Raw genomic sequence first — 21,263 nt, forward strand, 5'->3', positions numbered from 1 at the left:
CCTCCTTAAATGGTTAGCTCATTTTCTTCAGCAATCTCAATACCTCTCTCTAAAATCTTGCCAGAGACCCAGACGATTGGAACGGCAAGGAGAAGCCCTGTGTTAAAGGTAAATTGGAAAGTGAAGGGAAGGAGATAAGCATTTCCACTGGTTTCAAGTGTGCCAGACATAAAGGACAAGACCAAGAGAATCTTCCAAGCTCGGTTGCAAAGATCAATGTTAGAGTGAGAAAAGATCTTTTCTTGGTAGAGATTTTGGAGGAAGCTGCGAATGGTGATGAGAAGGTAAATATAGATAGCGCTTGAGGTTAGTGGGAAGAGCAGCTGCCAGAGAGGTTGTGGATGTTTGGGAAAGAGCTGGATGCCATTCGCATCAAAGGACAAGCGACCTGATTGAATGAGATCTTTGAAAAGGCCCATGCGGGAAAGCAGATGGATGACCAATGCAGCCACGGTCATAAAGCCACAGAAGTAAATGAAAGCCGTTAAGACTTCAATGACATTTTTTAAGGTTTTTGAGTTTTTCATCGCAAGCCTCCTTGAAGTTTATTTATTTTTCACTTATAGTATACTCCTTATAAAAAATTAGTCAATAAAAAAGTATCGAAAAACGATAAAAAAATAATGATAAACAAAATATTGTTTTTGAAAAACAGGTATTTTCTACTAAAACTAGTCAGTTCAAGCCTGGAAAACCACTACATAGAGGGGAATTTTACTATACTTTCGATTTAGGGTATACTAGTGTAAAGATCTTATTCCATGGAGGTAGTAAAATGAATCTTAAGTGGAAGAAAAAATACCTGGGGCCGATTTTGGGGCTGGTCGGAGCAGTTGTTCTGATCGGTGGAGTCTATCTCTACTCTAGCTCCAACATCCAACCAGACCATCAAAAGGAATTTAACCAGACTAGCAAGAAGGTCACTAAGCCAAAGGAAAAAGCCATTGACTTGAGTGGTGACTATGTCTCTAATGAACGGGATGAAGCCAAAATCGAGAAAAAAGGCAAGGCTTGGAAGATCGATTACCAAACGGCTGACGGCAAGGTATCCGCTGAATTTAGCACGGACTGGAAGGCCGAAGGGGCTAACAAAATTTCAACTGGCAAGATGAAAAAGTCCGATGGTAATACAGACTTTACAGTCACTGTTCGTGTCTTCAAATACAAGACAGATAAGAAGCCTTTGATCACGGTCACCATGACTGACAAAAATCCCGACCACGAGATGGTCTTTGCCAATCGGGAGGATTTTTTCAAATCGACAGATCCCAATGATGTCGTCCTTGATGGCAATCTCTCACCGTTTGAAGGTGCTTATTCCAATGATACCTATGAAAAGGAAATCGCAGATTCCGGTTTTAAACTTTATGGCTATACTCCAGAAGAATATTACCAAAACAAGACCAGCGCCTTTCCAAGCATTGTAAATGGTGAGGCTGGCTGGACTTTCTGGAGCGGAGGCACTCGGGCAAGTTACCTGCTCAATAAAGAAAAAGAGCCCAAGAAGCGAAAAGGCTATTATGAAGTTTATTTCACAGGGGCCAATGCGACTGCGATCCAAGGGCAAGAGCAAACCTTGTACTTGATCCCAGCAGGTGTGACAGGTCCTGATGGAGTAGCTTCCCAAGAACGTCGGATTCTCTTTGGGGATGCGGCCTTTCGGGATTATCATCTAGAGTGGTGGAAAGCTTACCCACAACCGAAAAAAGAGAAAGACTTGGATATTGCGGCCATTAACGGAGGCGATTTCTCAAGCTTAGCTGGAACCTGGCGCAATGGCAAGGGAGCTGAAATCGTCATCCAAGCAGACGGAAAAGTCAAGGGCCAAGGCAGCCTCAAGGCTGTTGCGGACTCGGATAAGAAGAGCAAGATCCCTTATGTTGAGATGAAGATGGGTGAGACTGGTGCTGCGATTGGACTTCTGAAAATCGGTTTCCAAAATCCAGATGGAGACCAGTCTGATACCAGCAAGCCACGTCTAGTGGTTACTCAATCTGCAGGCAACTACCCGGCTGATCAATATTTCTACCGTCAATAAAAAGTTTGAGACAGCTTTGTCTCAAACTTTTTTACTGTCTAAAAGGCAGCTATCTATTTGCAGAATGCTAGTTCCTAGCATTAAAAGGAAAAAAATGTAAAAAAGGCTTGACAAAGCAAATGATTAGCAGTATTATTAACTAGTTAATTAACTGATTAATAAACTAGTTAACGAAAATGAAAAAGAGGTGAAGGATGAATAGGAGAAGAATGAAGGTTCTGGGACTCTTGTTTCTCGGTTTCTTTCTGCTGACAGCTTGTGGAAGTCAAGGAAATGCAGGCAAGCCCCCTTCTAAAAAAGGTCTTAAAATTGTCACGAGTTTTTATCCTATCTATGCCCTGGTCAAGGAAATCTCTGGCGATCAAAATGACATCTGGATGGTTCAGTCAGGTGCAGGGATCCATGATTATGAACCCTCAACCAAGGAAGTGGCCCAGATCTATGATGCAGATGTATTTGTCTATCATTCTCAGACCCTGGAATCTTGGGCCGGTCGCTTAGATCCCAATCTTCAAGGTTCCAAGTTGCGAGTGATCGAAGGCAGCCAAGGAATGACCCTTGATAAGGTGGCTGGATTAGAGGATGTCGATGCTGGTCAGGGAAAAGAAGCCAAGCACTTGTATGATCCGCATACTTGGTTGGATCCTGTAAAAATCGCAGAGGAAGGAAAGATCATCGCCCAGCGCTTGGGAGAGATTGATCCAAAGAACAAGGAGCTCTATCAGACCAATGCTCAAAAGCTTGAAAAGCGCTGTGAGGAACTGGTAGCCCACTACCAGCCTCTCTTTGACAAGGCCAAGCAAAAGACTTTTGTGACCCAGCATACGGCCTTTTCCTATCTGGCCAAACGCTTTGGTCTCAAGCAGTTAGGGATTGCAGGGATTTCCCCAGAGCAAGAACCGACCGCTCGGCAATTGGCGGAGATCCAGCAGTTTGTCAAAGATTATCAGGTGAAAACGATCTTCGTAGAGAAGCACACGTCGTCAAAGGTGGCAGATAGTATCGCCAAGGCAACAGGGGCGCGTGTCAAGGTTTTGGATCCACTAGAAGCTGATCCGCAAAACGATAAGGATCTATTAGCAAATTTAGAAGAAAATATGGCGACTTTAGCCAAGGAATTAGAGGAGTAAATCAAGAATGAAGAAAAAGGGAACGATTGGAATTGTAGCGACCTTGGGGCTAGGACTCTGTGCCTATGCGCTCAGTCAGCAGCCACAAGTCAAGGAAGAGAAAAAGAATCAGATTCAGTATTTGCAAGCTGACAAGAAATCGTCATCGTCTGCCTCAAGTAAAAAGGAAGACAGCATCGAAGCGGTCAATGCCAAGGAAAAGACCCAGGCAGAGCAGATTGTCATTAAGATTACAGATGAAGGCTTTGTCACTTCTCATGGGGATCATTTTCATTACTACAGCGGCAAGGTTCCATTTGATGCCATCTTTAGTGAAGAGTTGATTTTGCGGGATCCAACTTATCAGCTGCAAGAAGCGGATATCGTGAGCAAGGTCAAGGATGGCTATATTATCAAACGCGCTGGGAAATACTATCTCTACTTAAAGGATGCCCAACATACGGTTAATGTGCGCTCGATCGAAGAGATCGCTCAACAGCAAAAAGGAGGCGCAAAAGAAGAAGGGGAGACAGGATCAGTGCAAGCGAGCTCCTCGCACAAGGCAGGCAAGACCCGTGACTTCCGTCAACCGAGTCAAGCGCTGAAAGAAGGAAAGACTCTAGAGATGCTGACGGCTAAGAACCATACAGGTGGTGGATACCGTACAGATGATGGTTATGTCTTTAGCCCTGGAGATGTCATTTCAGATACAGGGGACGGCTTTATTGTGCCCCATGGCGGCCATTACCATTATATTCCAAAGAGTGCCTTATCTGCTGGAGAGTTAGCAGCAGCTCTCTCTGTCTTAGGCGGTCAAGCTGGCCATCAGGCTGGAAGCTCACGCCTAGCTGGAGCAAGTACAGAACAAGGGCAAGGAACTTCAGATCAAGCCTCTCCAAGCCTTGGGAAGCAAGTGGGCAACCAGCCCTCAGCTAGTCCAACCAATACACAGACAACCCCGACGACGTCTAAACCGGCTACCTCTAAACCGAGTCCAAGCCTGAGCAACTTGATCGAAGAATTGCAGAAAGCCCCGTTGTCTTCTCGTCATGTGGAGTCTGACGGTTCTGTCTTTGATCCAAGCAAGATTACCAAGTGGACCGATCAAGGGATTGTCTACCCTCATGGGGATCATTTCCACTTTATCCCATACAGCTCCCTATCTCCTTTAGAGCGTGAGTTGGCGCGGCAATTCCAATTGCTTCGTGCTCAAGGAACTGGTATTCCAACCGAAGGAAATCCAAGCTTGCCTTCAAATCCAAGCACAAAACCAGTTGATCCTGATCATGAGCATGATCATGACCACGAGCATGGAGACAGTCACGAGCACGAAGAGGAGCACGACCATGGCTTCCACGCAGACAAGGTCATCAGCAAGGACGAGGAAGGCTATATGGTCGCTCATGGCAACCATGCCCATTATTTCTATAAAAAGGACCTCTCTCCTCAAGAGATTGCAGCAGCGGAGGCAACTCTAGCTGGTAAGAAAGAAGAAGACAAGGGTCAGCCACTGACAGATGATGTTGCCACCTATTCTCGTGATGCCTCAGATGAGGAAAAGATCCAATACATTAGCAAGACCTACGGTGTCCCTCGCGAGGCCATTAAGATTTCCAATGGTTTCTTTGTCTTTAACAATCCAGACCAAGAATACGATCCGACCCACATCCATCCTTATGCCGTTCGGAAGGAACATGTCCGCATCCCACTTGAAACTGGCAATCCTGAACTAGACTTTATCAATGAACTCTATGCAACAGCGCTTCGTTCAGGGATTTCTCCTTATAGCCTCCAGATTGAAAATGGTCAGTTTGTCATCCCGCATGGCGATCACAACCACTACATCAAGGTGCGCTCAGCAGGACTAGCAGATTACTTAGCTCACCGTCTTCCTACCATCCAATCGTCTTATAAAAAAGGTGACTTGGACAAGAAAGTCGTAGAGGATAGGGTTAACCAGCTCTTAGCAGAAAGCCGCAGCCTCTATGCTTCTGATCCATTGCAACAAAGACGAATCGAGCTCATCTTGGGTCACTTCTTGGAAAATGTCAAGAGTTTCCCAAGTAACTCAACAGAGGGCTATCTAGCCAGTCTCAAACAGGTTGATGCGCAGTACATTCATGCGATCCAAGCGGTCAAACCAAAAGAAGAGACAGCCTTGGACCGTCGTTACCAAGAATTGCTGGAACAAGTGCGCTTGCTAGACACAGAAGCCTTCCAACTGAAGAAGGAAGGGTTGGTCTCACAACTGCAGGAAGCCTATGCTGCTAAGGACAGCAAGCGTTTAGAGCAGGAAGGGAAGCTATTAGAAGCTGTTCAGGAGATGCAAGATCGGACGGGTGTGACATCGGTCGACTATCTCAAGTACTTCTACCAAAGCTTGAGCGACGCGCGCTTGACACCAGAACTGCGCACCAAGGCGGCAGATCTAGCTTTGAAACTCTATCGGGCCCAAGCCTTTGAAGAGGCCTGGGATGCTAAGGCTCACTTTATGGAACTCTACCAAACCAAGCAGGCAATTGACCAGCTCTTCTCTCAAGAAAAAGGCCAAACCTATCCTATTGAAAAAACAGTTTTGGATCAAAAAGGAAGTCAGGCTCCATCTTATAACTTAGCGGTCTATGATTTCCTCAAGGGCTTATATGGAGAGTTGGACAAGGCGACAGAATCCCGTCAACGAACCAGCATCCTGACAGCCCTCTCAGAGCAAATCCAGTCGCTCTTGCCACAAGTCGAAGACCAGGCCAAACGAACTGCCTTTGAAGCAAGTTTGGCTCAGCTTGGAAATGAGACGGATCCAGACAAGGCTATTGCAAGTGGACAAGCTCTGTTACGCGAAATCAGTGACACCATTGAAAAGCAAAAACAAAAGCAAACAGAAGAGCCTCAGATTGGGGATGTCGCCCTTTATCAACAGCTCTATAACCAATTGATGGCGCTTCACCAACAATTGCAGGAAAAGGGGGCTAGTGATGCTGTATTTGATCGCTTAGAAGCTCTCTTTGACCAATTGGCTAATCCAAAGAGTGACAAGGCAGCCTTACTACAGGCTATCCAAGCCTTTCAGGCAGAGTTAGCAGCAATGCCATCTGCAAGCGAAGCGGGGAAACCAGCTAGCACGGTCGAAACGCCTGTCACTACAGAAACTCCGGTAGAAACAGAAGCAGCAGCTTCAGCAGGGAACAACACTGCCACAACTGAGACAGAAACAGAGCCTGCAAGCCCAGCTTCCATAGAAGAAGGCACGCCAGATGCTCCATCTTCTCAGGACCAATAGAAAATAGAAAATCATCTGAAAGACATTTCAGATGATTTTTGTGTTCTAGTGAATAGAAGAGGTGGTCTTTTTTTCAGTTGTTGAGTCTCACTCCTTGTGCTCAAGGAGCAGAGGTGAGGAGGACTCGACTGCTTTTTTTCGCTTGAAAAATGCAGTCATTTGAACCAGAATACGAGGAACCGTCTGCCATTTTTTCCAAGCTTGGACACGGGTATCGAGGAGTTGCTTGGCTAGACGTTCTAGCATTTCCCTTTCTGTAGGATCTAGGTCTTGAGCATTTTGAAAGATCTCTTTAATCTTGGAGAAATTTTTCAAGTTCCTCAAATCATTAATCGAAGTAATGCCTGCATCCAAGAAGAGGCCGAAGAAGGTATCAAAGAACTTCTTGCGCTCATCCGCCGATGTTTCGCGAACCCACTGCTTCAGGGTCTCGTCGGTTTGCTGGCTGTCAGGACTGGTTTGATCTAGGGTCACAAATTTATCTTTCTCAATCATCCAAGTAAAAGCGTCATGCTGGACAAAGCCACCAAAAGCTCGGCTTTTGACAATCGTAGCAGGCTCAGGGACTTCTAGCATCATGCCGACGATGGATCCTTGAGGGACAAAGCGACGAATGATTGGGGACGTCCGCTGGTAGCCTTCAGTCTCGATAATGGCCCTGTTGAGGCCAGGAGCATCGTAGCTGTAGATGGCATCGACTCGTTCAAATAAGGAATCCGGCAGGTAAGTGCAGGCATAGGTTGCCAGATTGCCCCCTTTGGAGTGACCGGCTACTAAGAAGCGCCCTTTAGGAAATTCCTTCATGACGTTTTGTAGGTAGCTGGCTGCGCGTCTCTGAGCTGGAACATGATCCATATAGGTCATGTGGAAGTCTTCCTTCCAGCCGATCAAGGTGTCATCCGTCCCTCTGAAGACAACTAAATAAACATTCATGGTAAGATGATAGGTCATGGCCGCAAACTGCTTCTGAACATCGGGGTCATATTCGTTGACATAGTTGAGGAGTTTGATGTTTTTAAAACGCTTTGAACTAGCTAAGTCATCGACTAATTGCAGGTGTTGGTCTGTCACGATGAAATCGGTGGTTCGATCGACTAGCTCTGCTGCATCAGATAAGCGGACTTCAATATTGGTCGTATCCCCTTGGGGCACGATCCGATCAAAAGGAAGATAGGTCAGCTCTGTCAGTGCCAGGACATCCAGTTCATTGAAAGGACGGTCGTATATGGAATCGTAGGTCACTTCTTTTAGGTAATCAAAAATAGTTGACATCTGTGCCTCCCGTGTCTTATTTCTTTCAGTATAGCACAAAAATGGATGGAGAAAAAGCGCCTTCCATCAAGACAGTAGGAGTGAGATCTTATTTCCCTCTGAAACAGCCTTTTTCTCTGCTTCTTAATCTGTTATAATAGGAAGAAGAAAAAGGAAGGAAAGAAAGCCATGCATAAAATTCTCTTAGTCGAAGACGATGACATTATCCGCCAACAGGTCAAACAATTATTGGAACAATGGGGCTATGAAGTGGTCGCAGTCGAGGATTTTATGGATGTCCTCGGGATCTTTGTCGAAAGTGACCCCCACTTGATCCTCATGGATATTGGCCTGCCTCTCTACAATGGTTACCACTGGTGCCAGGAGATTCGTAAGGTTTCAAAGGTTCCGATCATGTTTCTTTCTTCACGGGATCAAGCCATGGATATTGTCATGGCCATCAATATGGGTGGAGATGACTTTGTCACCAAGCCCTTTGACCAAAATGTCCTCCTTGCCAAGGTCCAAGGACTCTTGCGTCGCTCTTACGAATTTGGGACAGATCAAAATCTGCTAGAGCACCGGGGAGCCATCCTCAATCTCAAGTCCACGGACTTGGTGTATGAAGGGGAAGTCATCAAGCTGACCAAGAATGAATTTCAGATCCTGCGCGTCCTGTTTGAGCATGCAGGCAGTATCGTGGCGCGCGATGACATGATGAAGGAGCTCTGGAATAGCGACTTCTTTATTGATGACAATACCTTGTCTGTCAATGTGGCCCGCCTTCGCAAGAAACTAGAGGAGGCTGGCTTGTCAAACTTCATCGAAACCAAGAAAGGCATCGGTTACGGGTTGACCCATGAATAAATTTGGAACGATCTTCTGGCAATATGTGGTATCCCGCAGGCGCCTACTCTATCTATCGGTCATCTTTTTGATCGTCGATTTGGTCTTTGCCTATCTCTTTCCAGAGACAGGGACGGTTTTCCTCTATGCGACCCTAGTGCTAGGCTTTTTTGCCTTCTGTGTCTTGATCTGGGATTTCGCCATGACCTTTCGGGACTACCGCAAAGCCGCACTTTATGAGGAAATAGAGGTTGCCTCACCACTGGAACACCTCCTTTATGAAAAATACACGGAAGAACAGCAGGCGCGCTTGGAGGAAGGGAAGACAGCCCAGGCCAAGTTCAATGATCTGATGGATTACTATACCCTCTGGGTTCACCAGATTAAGACGCCCATTGCGGCCAGCCAGCTCTTGGTGCAAGATGTCGAGACGCCCATTGTCAAGCAGCAGATGGAGCAGGAGCTCTTTAAGATTGACTCCTATGCCAATCTGGTATTGCAGTACCTGCGACTGGAGAGTTTTCATGATGATCTAGTCTTAAAGCGCGTGTCGGTAGAAGACTTGGTCAAAGAAGTAGTCCGCAAGTATGCCCTCTTTTTTATCCAAAAGAACTTGACCGTGGATCTGCATGATTTGGAAGAGGAGGTCATCACCGATCGCAAGTGGCTCCTGGTCATCATCGAGCAGCTCTTGTCCAATAGCCTCAAGTACACCAGCACAGGTGGGATTGAAATCTATTTTAAAGACCAGACTCTCTATATAAAAGATAGCGGGATTGGGATCAAAAATAGCGATGTCCTCCGTGTCTTTGAGCGGGGCTTCTCCGGCTACAATGGCCACCTGACCCAGCAATCTTCAGGGCTGGGCCTCTATCTATCTAAGAAAATCGCAGAGCAATTGGGCCACAGGATCACCCTCCATTCAGAGGTCGGCCAAGGCACGACCGTCGCTATTCGCTTTGAAGAAAAGAAGTTGGTCATGGATTAGGATTTCCCCATCTTACAAAAATGTAAGAAATAAAGGTCAAAATGAAAGGTTAGGTTATGGTAGCCGCCTTTTATTTTTTATACAATAGTTTCATCAAATGAAGGAGGTCAAGAAAATGAAACTCTTGAAATGGATGAAACAACCCAAAAAGACTGAGAAAACAAATAACCAAACCGATCTGGAAAAGACGGAATTTGGTCTCCAAGTCCTGCAACAAACCCAAGAATTTTTCTTGATCTACTAGTAAAAGGAGAAAAGTATGTCATTACTAGATGTTCAACATATCAAAAAGATCTACAAAACCCGCTTTCAAGGAACGCAGGTCGAAGCCTTAAAGGATATCCATTTTACCGTTGAGAAGGGCGAATATGTCGCCATCATGGGGGAATCAGGATCCGGGAAATCCACCCTCCTCAACATCCTAGCCATGCTGGATCAGCCGACGGAAGGGCGGGTCTACCTAAATGGCACGGACACCTCAACCATCAAGAACAAGGATGCGTCCAGCTTCCGCCGAGAAAAACTAGGATTCGTCTTTCAAGATTTCAACCTGCTCGATACCTTGTCTGTCAAGGACAATATCCTCTTGCCTCTAGTCCTTTCTCGCAGACCGGTCAAGGAAATGATGAGCAAGGTCGATAGCGTCAGTCGGGAATTGGGCATTCACCAACTCCTTGAGAAATATCCCTACGAAATTTCTGGTGGGCAAAAGCAACGGGTGGCTGTAACACGGGCCATCATTACCTCTCCAGAAATCCTCCTTGCGGATGAGCCAACAGGGGCGCTGGATTCTAAGTCTTCGGCAGCATTGCTAGATGTCTTTGAAGATATCAACACCATGGGGCAAACCATTCTCATGGTGACCCACTCAACTGCAGCGGCAGCTCGGGCCAAGCGCGTGCTCTTTATCAAAGACGGAATTCTCTACAACCAGATCTTCCGCGGGGAAAAGACAGAGCGTCAGATGTTCCAAGAAATCTCGGATACCTTGACGGTCATGGCAAGTGAGGTGGAGTAGATGTTACGATTAACCACTAAATTAGCTTGCTCTAATCTGATCAAGAACCGCAAGCTCTATTATCCCTTTGCTATTGCGGTCATTCTCGCAGTGACCATCGCCTATCTCTTTGACTCCCTGACCTTTAATCCTCGCATTTCCGAGCTTCGAGGGGGCTCTTCTATAGTGTTCACCCTCAGCTTGGGATTCTTCGTGGTCAATGTCGCGGGGGCCATCATCGTGCTTTATGCCAATAGCTTCGTCATGAAAAACCGCTCCAAGGAGCTGGGAATCTACAGCATGCTGGGCCTTGAGAAACGCCATCTCATCAGCATGATTTTCAAGGAACTCTTGCTTTTTGGCTTTCTAACCATCTCAGCCGGAGTCTTGATCGGAGCTCTCTTTGACAAGTTGATCTTTGCCTTTCTCTTGAAACTCATGAAGATGAAGGTCCAGCTAGTATCCACCTTCCAACCTGGGATTGTGGTTTTGGTCTTTGTCACCTTTGGTCTCATCTTTGGCCTCCTGGTTTTTCTCAATGCTTGGCGCATTCTCCGTTTGAATGCCCTGCAGTTGACGCGTGAGAAGGCTAGTGGTGAAAAGAAAGCCCGCTTCTTGTGGCCCCAAACCATCCTTGGCTTAGCCTCTCTCGGTTTTGGCTACTACCTAGCTGTGTCTGTCAAAGACCCTATCATTGCGCTTGTGACCTTCTTTCTAGCCGTTATCTTGGTCATGATCGGGACCTACCTGCTCTTTAATGCTGGGATCACCGTCTTCTTGCATCTGCTTAAGAAAAAGAAGAGTTATTATTACCAACCCAACAACATGATCTCGGTCTCTAATCTCATCTATCGTATGAAGAAAAATGCAGTGGGGCTTGCGACCATTGCCATCCTCTCGACCATGGTATTGGTAACCATTTCTGCTGCGACCAACATCTATATCGGTGGTGAAACGATCAAGAAGATCATGTCTCCTCATGATTTCTCTGTCCAAGGAAAAGGGGTAGACCTAGAGCAAATCAACCAGAAATTTGATGAATTTGCCTCTGAGCATCATCTTGAGATCAAAAATCGTGACCTGATGACCTATGCCAACTTTGGAGTTAAATCACAAAAGGGTACGGATTTCACCGTCTATCCAGCTGATGAACGCAACGTCACTCCCAAAACTGTCTTTATGGTCTTTGATGCAGCTAGCTATGAACAAATGACCGGAGAAAAGGTCGATCTGACCGGTAACCAAGTCATCCTCTTTGCTCATAACAAGGCTCTGACAGGGCAAAAGCAGTTCACTATCAATGGGCAAGACTTCCAAGTCAAGGAAGAAGTGAGCAAGGATTTTATCACGGATCATGTGCCAAATCAGTTCAATATGCTGACGGAGGATTTCAATTACCTGATCGTGCCAGACCTTTCAGCCTTTGTCGCTCAGTTTCCGGATCTTGCCATCAATACCAATATTTACGGTGGCTTCAATGTCAATGTTGACGAAGACCAGCAACTCAAGCTGGCAGCCAGCTATGACAAGATGATCGATGAATTGAGTAGCCAACAGGCCCAAGGAACATTTATCTATGGAGGCAACCGAGCCAATGATGTGGCAGAGTTGAATAGCCTCTTTGGCGGCATCTTCTTTATCGGTATTTTCTTGTCATTGATCTTTATGGTCGGAACCGTCATCGTTATCTACTACAAGCAAATCTCAGAAGGCTATGAAGACCGTGACCGCTTCGTCATCCTCCAAAAGGTAGGGCTTGATGAAGATGAGGTCAAACGGACCATCAACCGTCAAGTGCGGACTGTCTTCTTCCTCCCCCTCATCTTTGCCTTTGTCCACCTGGCCTTTGCCTACCATATGATCCGCCTGATCCTTAAAGTGCTCGGTGTCATCAATAGTAGCCAAGTCCTCATCGTGACCCTCAGTGTCTGTGCCGTCTTTTTCATCACCTACCTAATCGTCTTTTGGATCACCTCTCGGAGCTATCGTAAGATTGTGCAGATTTAAGAAAAGAAACTCAAATTAAATTAGAAACTTTCCTTAGGTGAGTACGGACGTCAGCGAACTTCGAAGAAGTTCCATGACTAATTATTGAGCCTAAGGTCTCAATAATTCCGAGTGCCTGAAACATAATTATTTCAGGCACTTTTCTCACAGCGGAAAGTTTCAATATACTCTAATAATAATCAGATATTATTTGGATATTTTTGCACAATAATCCAGCATAGGTTATTCAAAGAAAAGAATTGTCAATTTTTTTAAGCTCGCTCATAGCGGGCTTTTTTGTACGAAAACCGACTGCGATTGTTTTTGTTTTTCAAAGGGATACACAAAAAAGACTGAACCCGTAGAGTTCAGTCTTTGTTCACTTTCTATTAAAGTGATGTAAGGAAAGTCAATCCCCCTAGGATGACACCTGCCGAATTCGGAATGATCAAAATCCAGTCTTTTTTAGGTTCCTTTGTCCAACCATAAATGACCCAAATCAAGCAAGAAATAGCAGCTGACAAGGGTTGGAAAGGTTGGGCCTTATTTCCCTGTAAATTAGCAATAATTTGTGGGATGTAGGCAATGAAAACGATAATCCCAATAAAGGCACCGATCGAGCCAACGATTTGGTTGATTTTTTGTTTATTCATAAAATTTTACCTCTGTGTATCAAAATAGCATAAGTAGGAAGAAAATGCAATTAATTTGCATGCTATGCAAGATGAAAATGATTACATTCGCACAAAATTAGACAATGTGTCAAAAAAATGGCAACTAGAGAGAAGACTCTCTCGAAAAGAAATCCATCTTCCTGCAAAATCACAAGATTGTGACACTTTACAGTTCGGTAACATTTGAAAAAAAGACTTGAATTTGTAAAGGACAAAAGGTAGAATAGTGCATACTTTAAAAAAAGAAAAGGAAATGGTAGTTTCAAAATGAATGAAAAACAAATGAAAATTCTTGGTTGGGTTGCGACCTTTATGTCTGTTATGATGTATGTGTCTTACTTCCCACAAATCATGGATAACCTCGCAGGTCACAAAGGGAACTTTGTTCAACCCCTTGTCGCAGCCATCAACTGTAGCCTTTGGGTTTACTACGGACTCTTCAAAAAAGAACGCGATATTCCACTTGCTGCAGCCAATGCACCAGGGATCATCTTTGGTTTGATCACAGCCATCACAGCCTTGTAATTAATTAAAAAAGCTGGACAAAAGTCTGGCTTCTTTTTTTATGACTTCACTCATTTCCATGGTATAATGGGAGGACTATTCATAGAGAAGATCAAAAGGAGACAAGAGTGGATCAAAAACATCACTGTCAAGTCCTATGGGCGAAAAATAAATACCTGGTGCTGAGTCGTTCCAGTAATCTCTACAAGGAAATCCGGGAGTACCTCAAGCAAGACCAGGTAGAGGTCAGCCACGTCGAGGATCTAATCCAGCAAGCGCTGGCCTTGCCGGAAAATCGTGACCAGGTCTCCAATGCCTTTCAGCATATCTGGGGCTATTTCAAAAAGCAGGCGACTCCTGAGGAAAAGTCGGACTTCATGCTGCTACTTGAGAAATACCAGCATGGTCAAGCTAGCCAAGAAGATCTGATCAAGGGAATCCAGACTCTCCTTGAGCGCTACCCCAATCGCTACTTACAAGACTCGACGCTACTAGGAGGTCAATAGATGAGACTCTGGCACCAAGACTTGATTCCCAAACTCCCTCGTCCCCAGCTCCTGGGCCAACACCGGGAATGCTGCGCCCTAAGGGGTAATGGCTGGGGCAAGAAGCACGCGACGGTCAACTATGTCTTTGACTACTCACCTTATCGCCTCTATGCCTATCACCGCCTGATCATGGAGGAGATGACCGCTCGTGGCTACAAGGTCAGCCCAGAGTGGTGGGAGCCAACCTACCGAGGCAAGACCTGCCCAGCCTATCCAGAGCTGGAAGAGGAAGCCTTGAACACCCCCATCTATCCCGAGCACAGGGATACTTACCTTCAAGAATGCCTGGACAATCTAGCAGAAAAAGGGATCCAACTAGACTAATCATTGATTAAGTAAAAATGTAAGCTAAACCATTCGTAATCAATTATTACGAATGGTTTTTAGTATCTAAAATATGATAAAATAGAAAGGATAATAGATTAATTAAGGAAAGTAAAAATGGCAAATAAAGAAAATGCAGAGCGCAAGGAGCTGCACCGTAAAATTTGGGCGATTGCGGACGATGTTCGTGGGGCTGTTGACGGTTGGGATTTCAAGCAGTACATACTAGGAATTCTATTCTATCGTTTTATTTCAGAGCATATGGCTGACTATTTTGATCACGCTGAGCATGAAGCTGGAGATTTAGAATTCCGATATGCCGATTTGAGTGACCAAGAAGCTGAGCGAGATTTCAAACCAGGGACAGTTGAAGATAAAGGTTTCTTTATTCTTCCTAGTCAGTTATTTGAAAATGTCGTTAAGAACGCTTCACAAAATAAAAATTTAAACGAGGACTTAGCCAATATTTTCCAAGATATTGAGAAGTCAGCAATTGGGTTTAAATCAGAGGATGATATCAAAGGATTATTTGATAATTTGGACACACGAAGTAACATCCTTGGTGGTACTGTTCCAGAAAAAAATAAACGTCTTTCTGATATTCTTAATGGTATCAATAGTATTAACTTCGGCAATTTTGAGGAAAATGATATTGATGCCTTTGGGGATGCCTATGAGTTCTTGATTTCAAACTATGCAAGTAATGCTGGGAAAAGTGGTGGTGAATTTTTCACTCCTCAGACAGTGTCTAAATTACTTGCTCGTTTGGTAATGGTTGGTAAGGACAAGATTAACAAGGTTTACGATCCAACATGTGGGTCAGGTTCGCTCTTGTTACAGATGAAAAAGCAATACGAAGACCATATCTTAGAGGATGGTTTCTTTGGTCAAGAAATTAATATGACCAACTATAACTTGGCTCGTATGAACATGTTCTTGCACAACATCAACTACAATAACTTTGATATTAAGCGAGGAGACACCCTATTAAATCCTCAGCATTTAGATGAAAAACCGTTTGATGCTATTGTTTCGAACCCTCCTTACTCTGTCAAATGGGTGGGAGATGGAGACCCAACTCTCATAAACGATGACCGTTTTGCACCAGCAGGGAAACTAGCTCCTAAGTCAAAAGCTGACTTTGCCTTTATCATGCATAGTCTCAACCACTTGTCTAACAGAGGTCGAGCAGCCATTGTTTGTTTCCCGGGTATTTTCTATCGTGGTGGCGCTGAAAAGACTATTCGTCAGTATCTAGTAGATAACAACTTTGTTGAAGCAGTGATTGCCCTTCCAGATAATCTCTTTTTTGGAACCTCTATCGCAACGACAATTTTGGTTCTAGCGAAGAATAAACTAGAAAATAAAACCCTCTTTATCGATGCGAGTAAGGAGTTCAAAAAAGAAACCAATAACAATGTCTTGACGGATGACAATATCGATCATATCGTTGAGTTATTCATTAATTATCAAAGTATTGACTATAAAGCAACTCTTGTTGATAATGAAGTGATTGGTTCGGAGCAGGATTACAACCTATCTGTCTCAACCTATGTTGAGCAAGAAGATACACGTGAGAAGATTGATATTGATGTGCTTAATAAAGAAATCGCTGAGACTGTTGCTAAGATTGACCACTTGCGTGCAGAGATAGATAAAATTGTAGAGGAACTAGGAGGTAAATCATGAACATCCTAGAAGAAATCCAAAACTGCCCCGTTGAGTGGAAAGAGTTGGGGGTAGTTTGTTCTGTTAATAAAGGTAAGCAGTTAAACAAGAATCTGTTGATAGATGATGGATTATATCCTGCGTATAATGGAGGACAAACTTATTCAGGAAGAACTAATGATTACAATGTCGAAGCTAATACAATTATTGTAAGTCAAGGTGGTGCTTCTGCAGGTTTTGTCAATTTTGTAGAGACTAAATTTTGGGCTAATGCTCACTGCTATTATATACTTCCCGATGAAACTCAAGTGGAAAATAGATTTGTATATCATTTTTTAAAAATGAATCAAAAATATCTTATGGATTTTCAACACGGCGCCGGTATACCTGCGTTAAAATCTGATAAATTAACTAAACTATTAATTCCCGTCCCTCCTATAAAAATTCAAGAAAAAATCGTGCAAATACTTGACAAAATGACAGAGTATGTTACAGAATTGACCTCAGAATTGACCTCAGAATTGACCTCACGTAAAAAGCAATATTCTTTTTATCGAGATAAACTCTTATCATTTGAAGATGAAGTTTATCAGGTTGAGTGGAAGACGCTAGGGGAAGTAGCTAAATTTAATTATGGATATACTGATAAAGCAAAAGAGACGGGAGATATTAGATTTATTCGAATTACTGATATTGATGAAAATGGCTATCTCAAGTCGAATGATAAAAAATATATTTCTTTAACCGAAGAATCTAGAAACTATCTAGTAAAACATGGTGACTTATTGATGGCTAGAACGGGTGCTACATATGGTAAAACTCTATTTATTGATACTGATGAAACTAGCGCGTATGCCTCTTTCTTAATAAAAATTACTCCATCAGATAAATTGAATTCGAGATACTATTGGCACTTTTCAAAGAGTGAATTGTACTGGAAACAGGCTAATAATTTGGTTTCAAAGGCAGGTCAGCCCCAGTTTAATGCGAATAGTTTGAAAAATGTAAAAATCCCAATACCTTCTCTAGAAATCCAGTCTCGTATTGTTCAAGTTCTGGACAACTTTGATATGGTTTGTAACGACTTAAATATCGGACTGCCTAAGGAGATTGAACTGCGTCAAAAACAGTACGAATATTTCCGAGAAAAACTCTTGACATTCGTCGCCGAAGGCGAGTACACTGACAGTACAGTACAGTACAGACAAGACATCATTAGGCTCTTAAATTGGGTATTTGGACCAATTCGAGTGGAGTTGGGTAGTATTTGTGAATTTGTAAGAGGAAATGGTCTTCAGAAGAAAGATTTTACCCAAGCTGGAAGATCTGTTATCCACTATGGACAAATTTACACTAAATATGATTTTACAGTAGTTTACACTTTCTCCAAAACTAGTGAAATGGTGTTTAAAAAGTTAAAAAAAGCCCAACCAAATGATTTGGTAATGGCAACTACATCTGAGAATGTTGAAGATGTCGGGAAAGCAATTGTTTGGGAAGGAAAAGAAGAGATTGGAATTTCTGGAGATAGTTATATCATTCGTACAAGTCAAAATTCACGGTACTTGAATTATTGGCTAAGATCGATTTCGTTTCAATCTCAAAAGGAAAGAAAAGTGACTGGGACAAAAGTTGTTAGAATCAATTCGAAGGATATGGAAAAATTTCAAATTGTAGTTCCATCCATTACAGAACAAGAAAGAATTGTCTCCATTCTTGACCGTTTCAACACTTTAACTAACTCTCTTTCTGAGGGCCTCCCAAAAGAAATCGAACTAAGACAGAAACAGTATGAATACTGGCGAGAACAATTATTAAACTTTACTAGATAAAGTCTTTAATCATTTTGAGAAAGAATCTCAATTAAAACAAAAAAGGAACATACTATGGTTGATTATTCAAAAGTACATGAAGTAATTGCGGAAACAAATGAAGGGATTCTCTTGGCTGAGTTTCAACCAGAGTATCGCACGGATCGAGAATATCAGTCAGAGGCTGATTTAGAAAATCAGTTAATTTCTGATTTGGTAAATCATCTCCACTATGAACGCTTAAATATTCATACACCGGAAGAGCTCTTAGCAAATGCTAAGGTGCAAATTGAAAAACTTAATAAGGTAACGTTTACGAATGCTGAGTGGGAGCGCTTTGTAGTAGAGTATTTAGACTGCCCCAATGAAGGATTAGTTGAAAAAACTCGAAAAATCCAAGAGAATTATATCTATGATTTTGTCTTTGATGATGGACGAATTAAAAATATTTTCATTCTTGATAAGAAAAACATTCACAACAACAGCATGCAGGTCATCAACCAGGTGATCCAAGTGGGTAGCCATACTAACCGTTATGATGTCACGATTTTAGTGAATGGTCTACCATTAGTTCAGATAGAATTAAAGAGACGAGGGATTAGTCTTAAACAAGCTTTTGAACAGATCCATAGATATAGTAAGGAAAGTTTCAATAGTGAAAATTCTTTATACAAATACATTCAGATCTTTGTTATTTCTAATGGAACTTATACACGCTACTTTGCAAATACGACAGCTCAAAATAAAAATCATTATGAGTTTACCTGTGAATGGGCAGACCGAAAAAATAAAACGATTCACGACCTGGAGGACTTTACCGTTACTTTCTTGAGTAAACGAGTCCTCTTGGAAGTCTTGACCAAGTATTGTGTCTTTGATGCTGATAATACCTTACTCATCATGCGTCCTTATCAGATAGCAGCAACGGAGAGTATTTTACGAAAGATTCATTCCACAAATGAAATGAAGAATTTCGGTACGATCAATGCTTGTGGCTATATCTGGCATACTACTGGTTCTGGTAAAACTTTGACTAGTTTTAAGACTGCTCGTTTAGCAACAGAGTTGGACTATATTGACAAAGTGATTTTTGTGGTGGATAGAAAAGATCTAGACTATCAAACCATGAAGGAATATCAAAAATTCCAACCAAATTCAGTCAATGGTAGTAACAATACAAAAGAACTCCAACGTAGTATTGAAGAAAATGATGATCGAATTGTTGTCACAACCATTCAAAAATTAAATAAGTTTATCACTGCGAACCCAAACCATGAAATCTATAGTAAAAAATGTGTTCTAATCTTTGATGAATGTCATCGTTCCCAGTTTGGGAAAGCGCAAAAGCGTCTTAAAAAAGCTTTTAAACAGTATGCCTTATTTGGATTTACAGGAACTCCGATTTTCCCAGAAAACAGCTTAACAGGAGAAACAACACAAGAGGTTTTTGGAGAGCAACTTCATAACTACGTTATCACAGATGCTATTCGAGACAATAAAGTGTTGAAGTTCAAGGTTGATTACAACTATATCAAGCCTGAAATCAATAAATATAGAGAAGCAGAAAAGGCAGTAGGTCGAGAGATCGATGAGAAGAAACTCAAAAAGATGGAGAAGGAACTCCTTTTGCATCCTGAACGAATTGCAACCATCACTGAGTATCTGTTGAGAGTTTATAATGATAAGACGCACCGAAATCAACACTACACTCACAAACAAAAACAACTGTCAGGATTTAATGCCATGCTGGCTGTACAAAGTATTGAAGCTGCGAAATTATACTATGAAGAACTTCAGCGACAACAAGCAGCATTACCAGAAGCTAAGCGTTTGAAGGTCGCGACTATCTTTAGCTTTGCGCCTAACGAAGAACAGTCAGCGTATGGAGAAATTCAAGATGAAGAGCTAGACCCTCAAGATACAGCCATGCCTCTTTCGTCTAAAGAGTTTCTTTCTAAGGCAATCTACGACTATAATCAAATGTTCAAGACCAACTTTTCGACTGATGGGAAAGAGTTTCAAAATTACTATCGTGACCTTTCTAAACGAGTTAAGTCCAAGGAAGTGGATTTGTTGATTGTAGTGGGTATGTTCTTGACAGGTTTTGATGCGCCGACCATGAATACTCTCTTTGTTGATAAAAACCTACGTTATCATGGTTTGATTCAGGCTTTTTCTAGAACCAACCGAATTTTTAACAAGGTTAAACCTTTTGGGAATATCGTATGTTTCCGTGATTTAGAAAAAGCTACTCAAGAAGCTATTAGAACCTTTGGGGATACCAATAAACTTGATATTATATTAGAAAAAAGTTTTAGCGAATACATGGATGGTTTCGTGGATCAGGTGACTGGTATCAAGGTTAAAGGTTATACAGAAGTTTGTCAGGAAATTCTGGAAAGATTCCCTAATCCACAAGAAATTGAAACAGAACATGATAAAAAAGAATTTGTTAAGTTGTTTGGTGAGTTTCTGAAGCTTGATAACGTTCTTCGAAATTATGATGAATTTCAGGAAATCGAAAAGCCTATCTCGGAAGGTTATCTCCAAGATTTAAGAAGTTCTTATGTAGAAATTCGAGATGAATTCTTAAATCTTAAAAATTATGAAAGAACAAAAGACTTAGGTGTTGATCTTTCAGATATTGAATTTGAAATTGAGCTCTTAAAAACAGATGAGATTAATCTAGACTATATTCTTGCTTTGATTGTCGAAAAATCGAAGAACTCTGAGTCTAAAGAAGCAATGAAAGCTGAAGTTAGCCGTGTCATTCGCTCAAGTATTGATATTCGTGCTAAGGAAGAGTTGGTGATTGGATTTATCAATGATACTGATTTAGCGAGTCTGAAAGACCATGATGAAATTATCAATACATTTTATGCTTATGGTAAAGAACGTAAAGCAGTCGCTATTCGTGAATTAGCAGAATCTGAGAATCTTGTAAAAGATTATCAATTATTCATTGATCGATCTATTCAACGTGGTTATGCTGAGAATAGTGGAGCTGATTTGGATTCGATTATTCCACCGACTACCCGTAGACATGGAGCTCGTGAACGTAAGAAACAAGAAGTTCTACAAAAGATCCAAACATTAGTAGAAGTTTACTCAGGTATTTGATCATGAAACTAAGAATAATTACTTAAGAAAAATATCGATTCGCTATTAACAAAGTTTGGGTTTATTAATTAAGGATCTTATTAATAAGTCGATTGAAGAAACAGTAGAGGTTAAATTTTAAC

The 21,263-nt window shown here is 42.4% G+C and carries 17 protein-coding genes; 14 read left to right on the plus strand and 3 right to left on the minus strand.

Translation table 11 applies throughout. The features are described 5' to 3' along the window. Nucleotides 1–5: 5 nt before the first annotated feature. Nucleotides 6–527 carry a DUF2975 domain-containing protein gene (locus H7T97_RS02845; protein WP_031576062.1) on the minus strand — a complete coding sequence of 174 codons (522 nt, stop codon included), beginning with the start codon at nt 525–527 and terminating at the stop codon, nt 6–8. A gap of 248 nt (nt 528–775) precedes the next feature. Between H7T97_RS02845 and H7T97_RS02850 the strand changes: the two genes are divergently transcribed. The 3 genes from H7T97_RS02850 to H7T97_RS02860 all read left to right on the plus strand — a co-directional run bounded on the left by H7T97_RS02850 (nt 776) and on the right by H7T97_RS02860 (nt 6,424). Beyond that, complete coding sequence (locus tag H7T97_RS02850; protein ID WP_201089311.1) at nt 776–2,038, plus strand: DUF6287 domain-containing protein; 1,263 nt, start codon at nt 776–778, stop codon at nt 2,036–2,038. Nucleotides 2,039–2,232: 194 nt separating this feature from the next. Then, nucleotides 2,233–3,168: a metal ABC transporter solute-binding protein, Zn/Mn family gene (locus H7T97_RS02855; RefSeq protein ID WP_201089313.1), complete on the plus strand. Its 936-nt coding sequence runs from the start codon at nt 2,233–2,235 to the stop codon at nt 3,166–3,168. Nucleotides 3,169–3,175: 7 nt separating this feature from the next. Next, nucleotides 3,176–6,424, plus strand: a complete 3,249-nt coding sequence (locus H7T97_RS02860; RefSeq protein WP_201089315.1) for a pneumococcal-type histidine triad protein — start codon at nt 3,176–3,178, stop codon at nt 6,422–6,424. An 87-nt stretch (nt 6,425–6,511) separates the two neighbouring features. On the opposite strand, the gene H7T97_RS02865 is transcribed toward H7T97_RS02860, so the two are convergent. After that, complete coding sequence (locus H7T97_RS02865) at nt 6,512–7,696, minus strand: DUF2974 domain-containing protein (RefSeq protein WP_201089317.1); 1,185 nt, start codon at nt 7,694–7,696, stop codon at nt 6,512–6,514. A 168-nt stretch (nt 7,697–7,864) separates the two neighbouring features. Between H7T97_RS02865 and H7T97_RS02870 the strand changes: the two genes are divergently transcribed. From H7T97_RS02870 to H7T97_RS02885, 5 genes are all read left to right on the plus strand, one after another. Further along, entirely contained in the window at nt 7,865–8,542 is a 678-nt protein-coding gene (locus H7T97_RS02870) for a response regulator transcription factor (protein WP_004219907.1), read from the plus strand. After that, complete coding sequence (locus H7T97_RS02875) at nt 8,535–9,509, plus strand: sensor histidine kinase (protein ID WP_201089319.1); 975 nt, start codon at nt 8,535–8,537, stop codon at nt 9,507–9,509. The genes H7T97_RS02870 and H7T97_RS02875 overlap by 8 nt, the downstream gene beginning before the upstream one ends. A 115-nt stretch (nt 9,510–9,624) precedes the next feature. Beyond that, nucleotides 9,625–9,753: a hypothetical protein gene (locus H7T97_RS10270; protein WP_260314053.1), complete on the plus strand. Its 129-nt coding sequence runs from the start codon at nt 9,625–9,627 to the stop codon at nt 9,751–9,753. Nucleotides 9,754–9,768: 15 nt separating this feature from the next. Continuing rightward, nucleotides 9,769–10,527, plus strand: a complete 759-nt coding sequence (locus H7T97_RS02880) for an ABC transporter ATP-binding protein (RefSeq protein WP_201089321.1) — start codon at nt 9,769–9,771, stop codon at nt 10,525–10,527. Further along, a complete protein-coding gene (locus H7T97_RS02885) occupies nt 10,528–12,513 on the plus strand; it encodes an FtsX-like permease family protein (RefSeq protein ID WP_201089323.1) in 1,986 nt (661 codons plus the stop codon). Between the two features lie 368 nt (nt 12,514–12,881). Here the strand turns inward: H7T97_RS02885 and H7T97_RS02890 are convergent, their stop codons facing one another. Then, the gene (locus H7T97_RS02890) at nt 12,882–13,145 is read right to left on the minus strand and encodes a SemiSWEET family transporter (RefSeq protein WP_003012241.1); all 264 of its coding nucleotides are present in this window, start codon (nt 13,143–13,145) and stop codon (nt 12,882–12,884) included. Nucleotides 13,146–13,433: 288 nt separating this feature from the next. Between H7T97_RS02890 and H7T97_RS02895 the strand changes: the two genes are divergently transcribed. The 6 genes from H7T97_RS02895 (at nt 13,434) to H7T97_RS02920 (ending at nt 21,141) form a co-directional block, all read left to right on the plus strand. Further along, complete coding sequence (locus H7T97_RS02895; protein ID WP_003006102.1) at nt 13,434–13,691, plus strand: SemiSWEET family transporter; 258 nt, start codon at nt 13,434–13,436, stop codon at nt 13,689–13,691. A 107-nt stretch (nt 13,692–13,798) separates the two neighbouring features. Further along, nucleotides 13,799–14,176 carry a YbgA family protein gene (locus H7T97_RS02900; protein ID WP_201089325.1) on the plus strand — a complete coding sequence of 126 codons (378 nt, stop codon included), beginning with the start codon at nt 13,799–13,801 and terminating at the stop codon, nt 14,174–14,176. Further along, nucleotides 14,177–14,542, plus strand: a complete 366-nt coding sequence (locus H7T97_RS02905) for a TIGR02328 family protein (protein ID WP_201089327.1) — start codon at nt 14,177–14,179, stop codon at nt 14,540–14,542. It abuts the gene before it with no gap. A 117-nt stretch (nt 14,543–14,659) separates the two neighbouring features. Then, nucleotides 14,660–16,231 carry a type I restriction-modification system subunit M gene (locus H7T97_RS02910; protein WP_201089329.1) on the plus strand — a complete coding sequence of 524 codons (1,572 nt, stop codon included), beginning with the start codon at nt 14,660–14,662 and terminating at the stop codon, nt 16,229–16,231. Continuing rightward, nucleotides 16,228–18,042 carry a restriction endonuclease subunit S gene (locus tag H7T97_RS02915; RefSeq protein ID WP_201089330.1) on the plus strand — a complete coding sequence of 605 codons (1,815 nt, stop codon included), beginning with the start codon at nt 16,228–16,230 and terminating at the stop codon, nt 18,040–18,042. The genes H7T97_RS02910 and H7T97_RS02915 overlap by 4 nt, the downstream gene beginning before the upstream one ends. A 54-nt stretch (nt 18,043–18,096) precedes the next feature. Beyond that, nucleotides 18,097–21,141 (plus strand): type I restriction endonuclease subunit R, encoded by a 3,045-nt coding sequence (locus H7T97_RS02920; RefSeq protein ID WP_201089332.1) that lies wholly within the window; start codon nt 18,097–18,099, stop codon nt 21,139–21,141. The last annotated feature ends 122 nt before the right edge of the window (nt 21,142–21,263 follow it).

The organism is Streptococcus parasanguinis, from assembly GCF_016648925.1.
In the GTDB taxonomy this organism is placed as follows: domain Bacteria; phylum Bacillota; class Bacilli; order Lactobacillales; family Streptococcaceae; genus Streptococcus.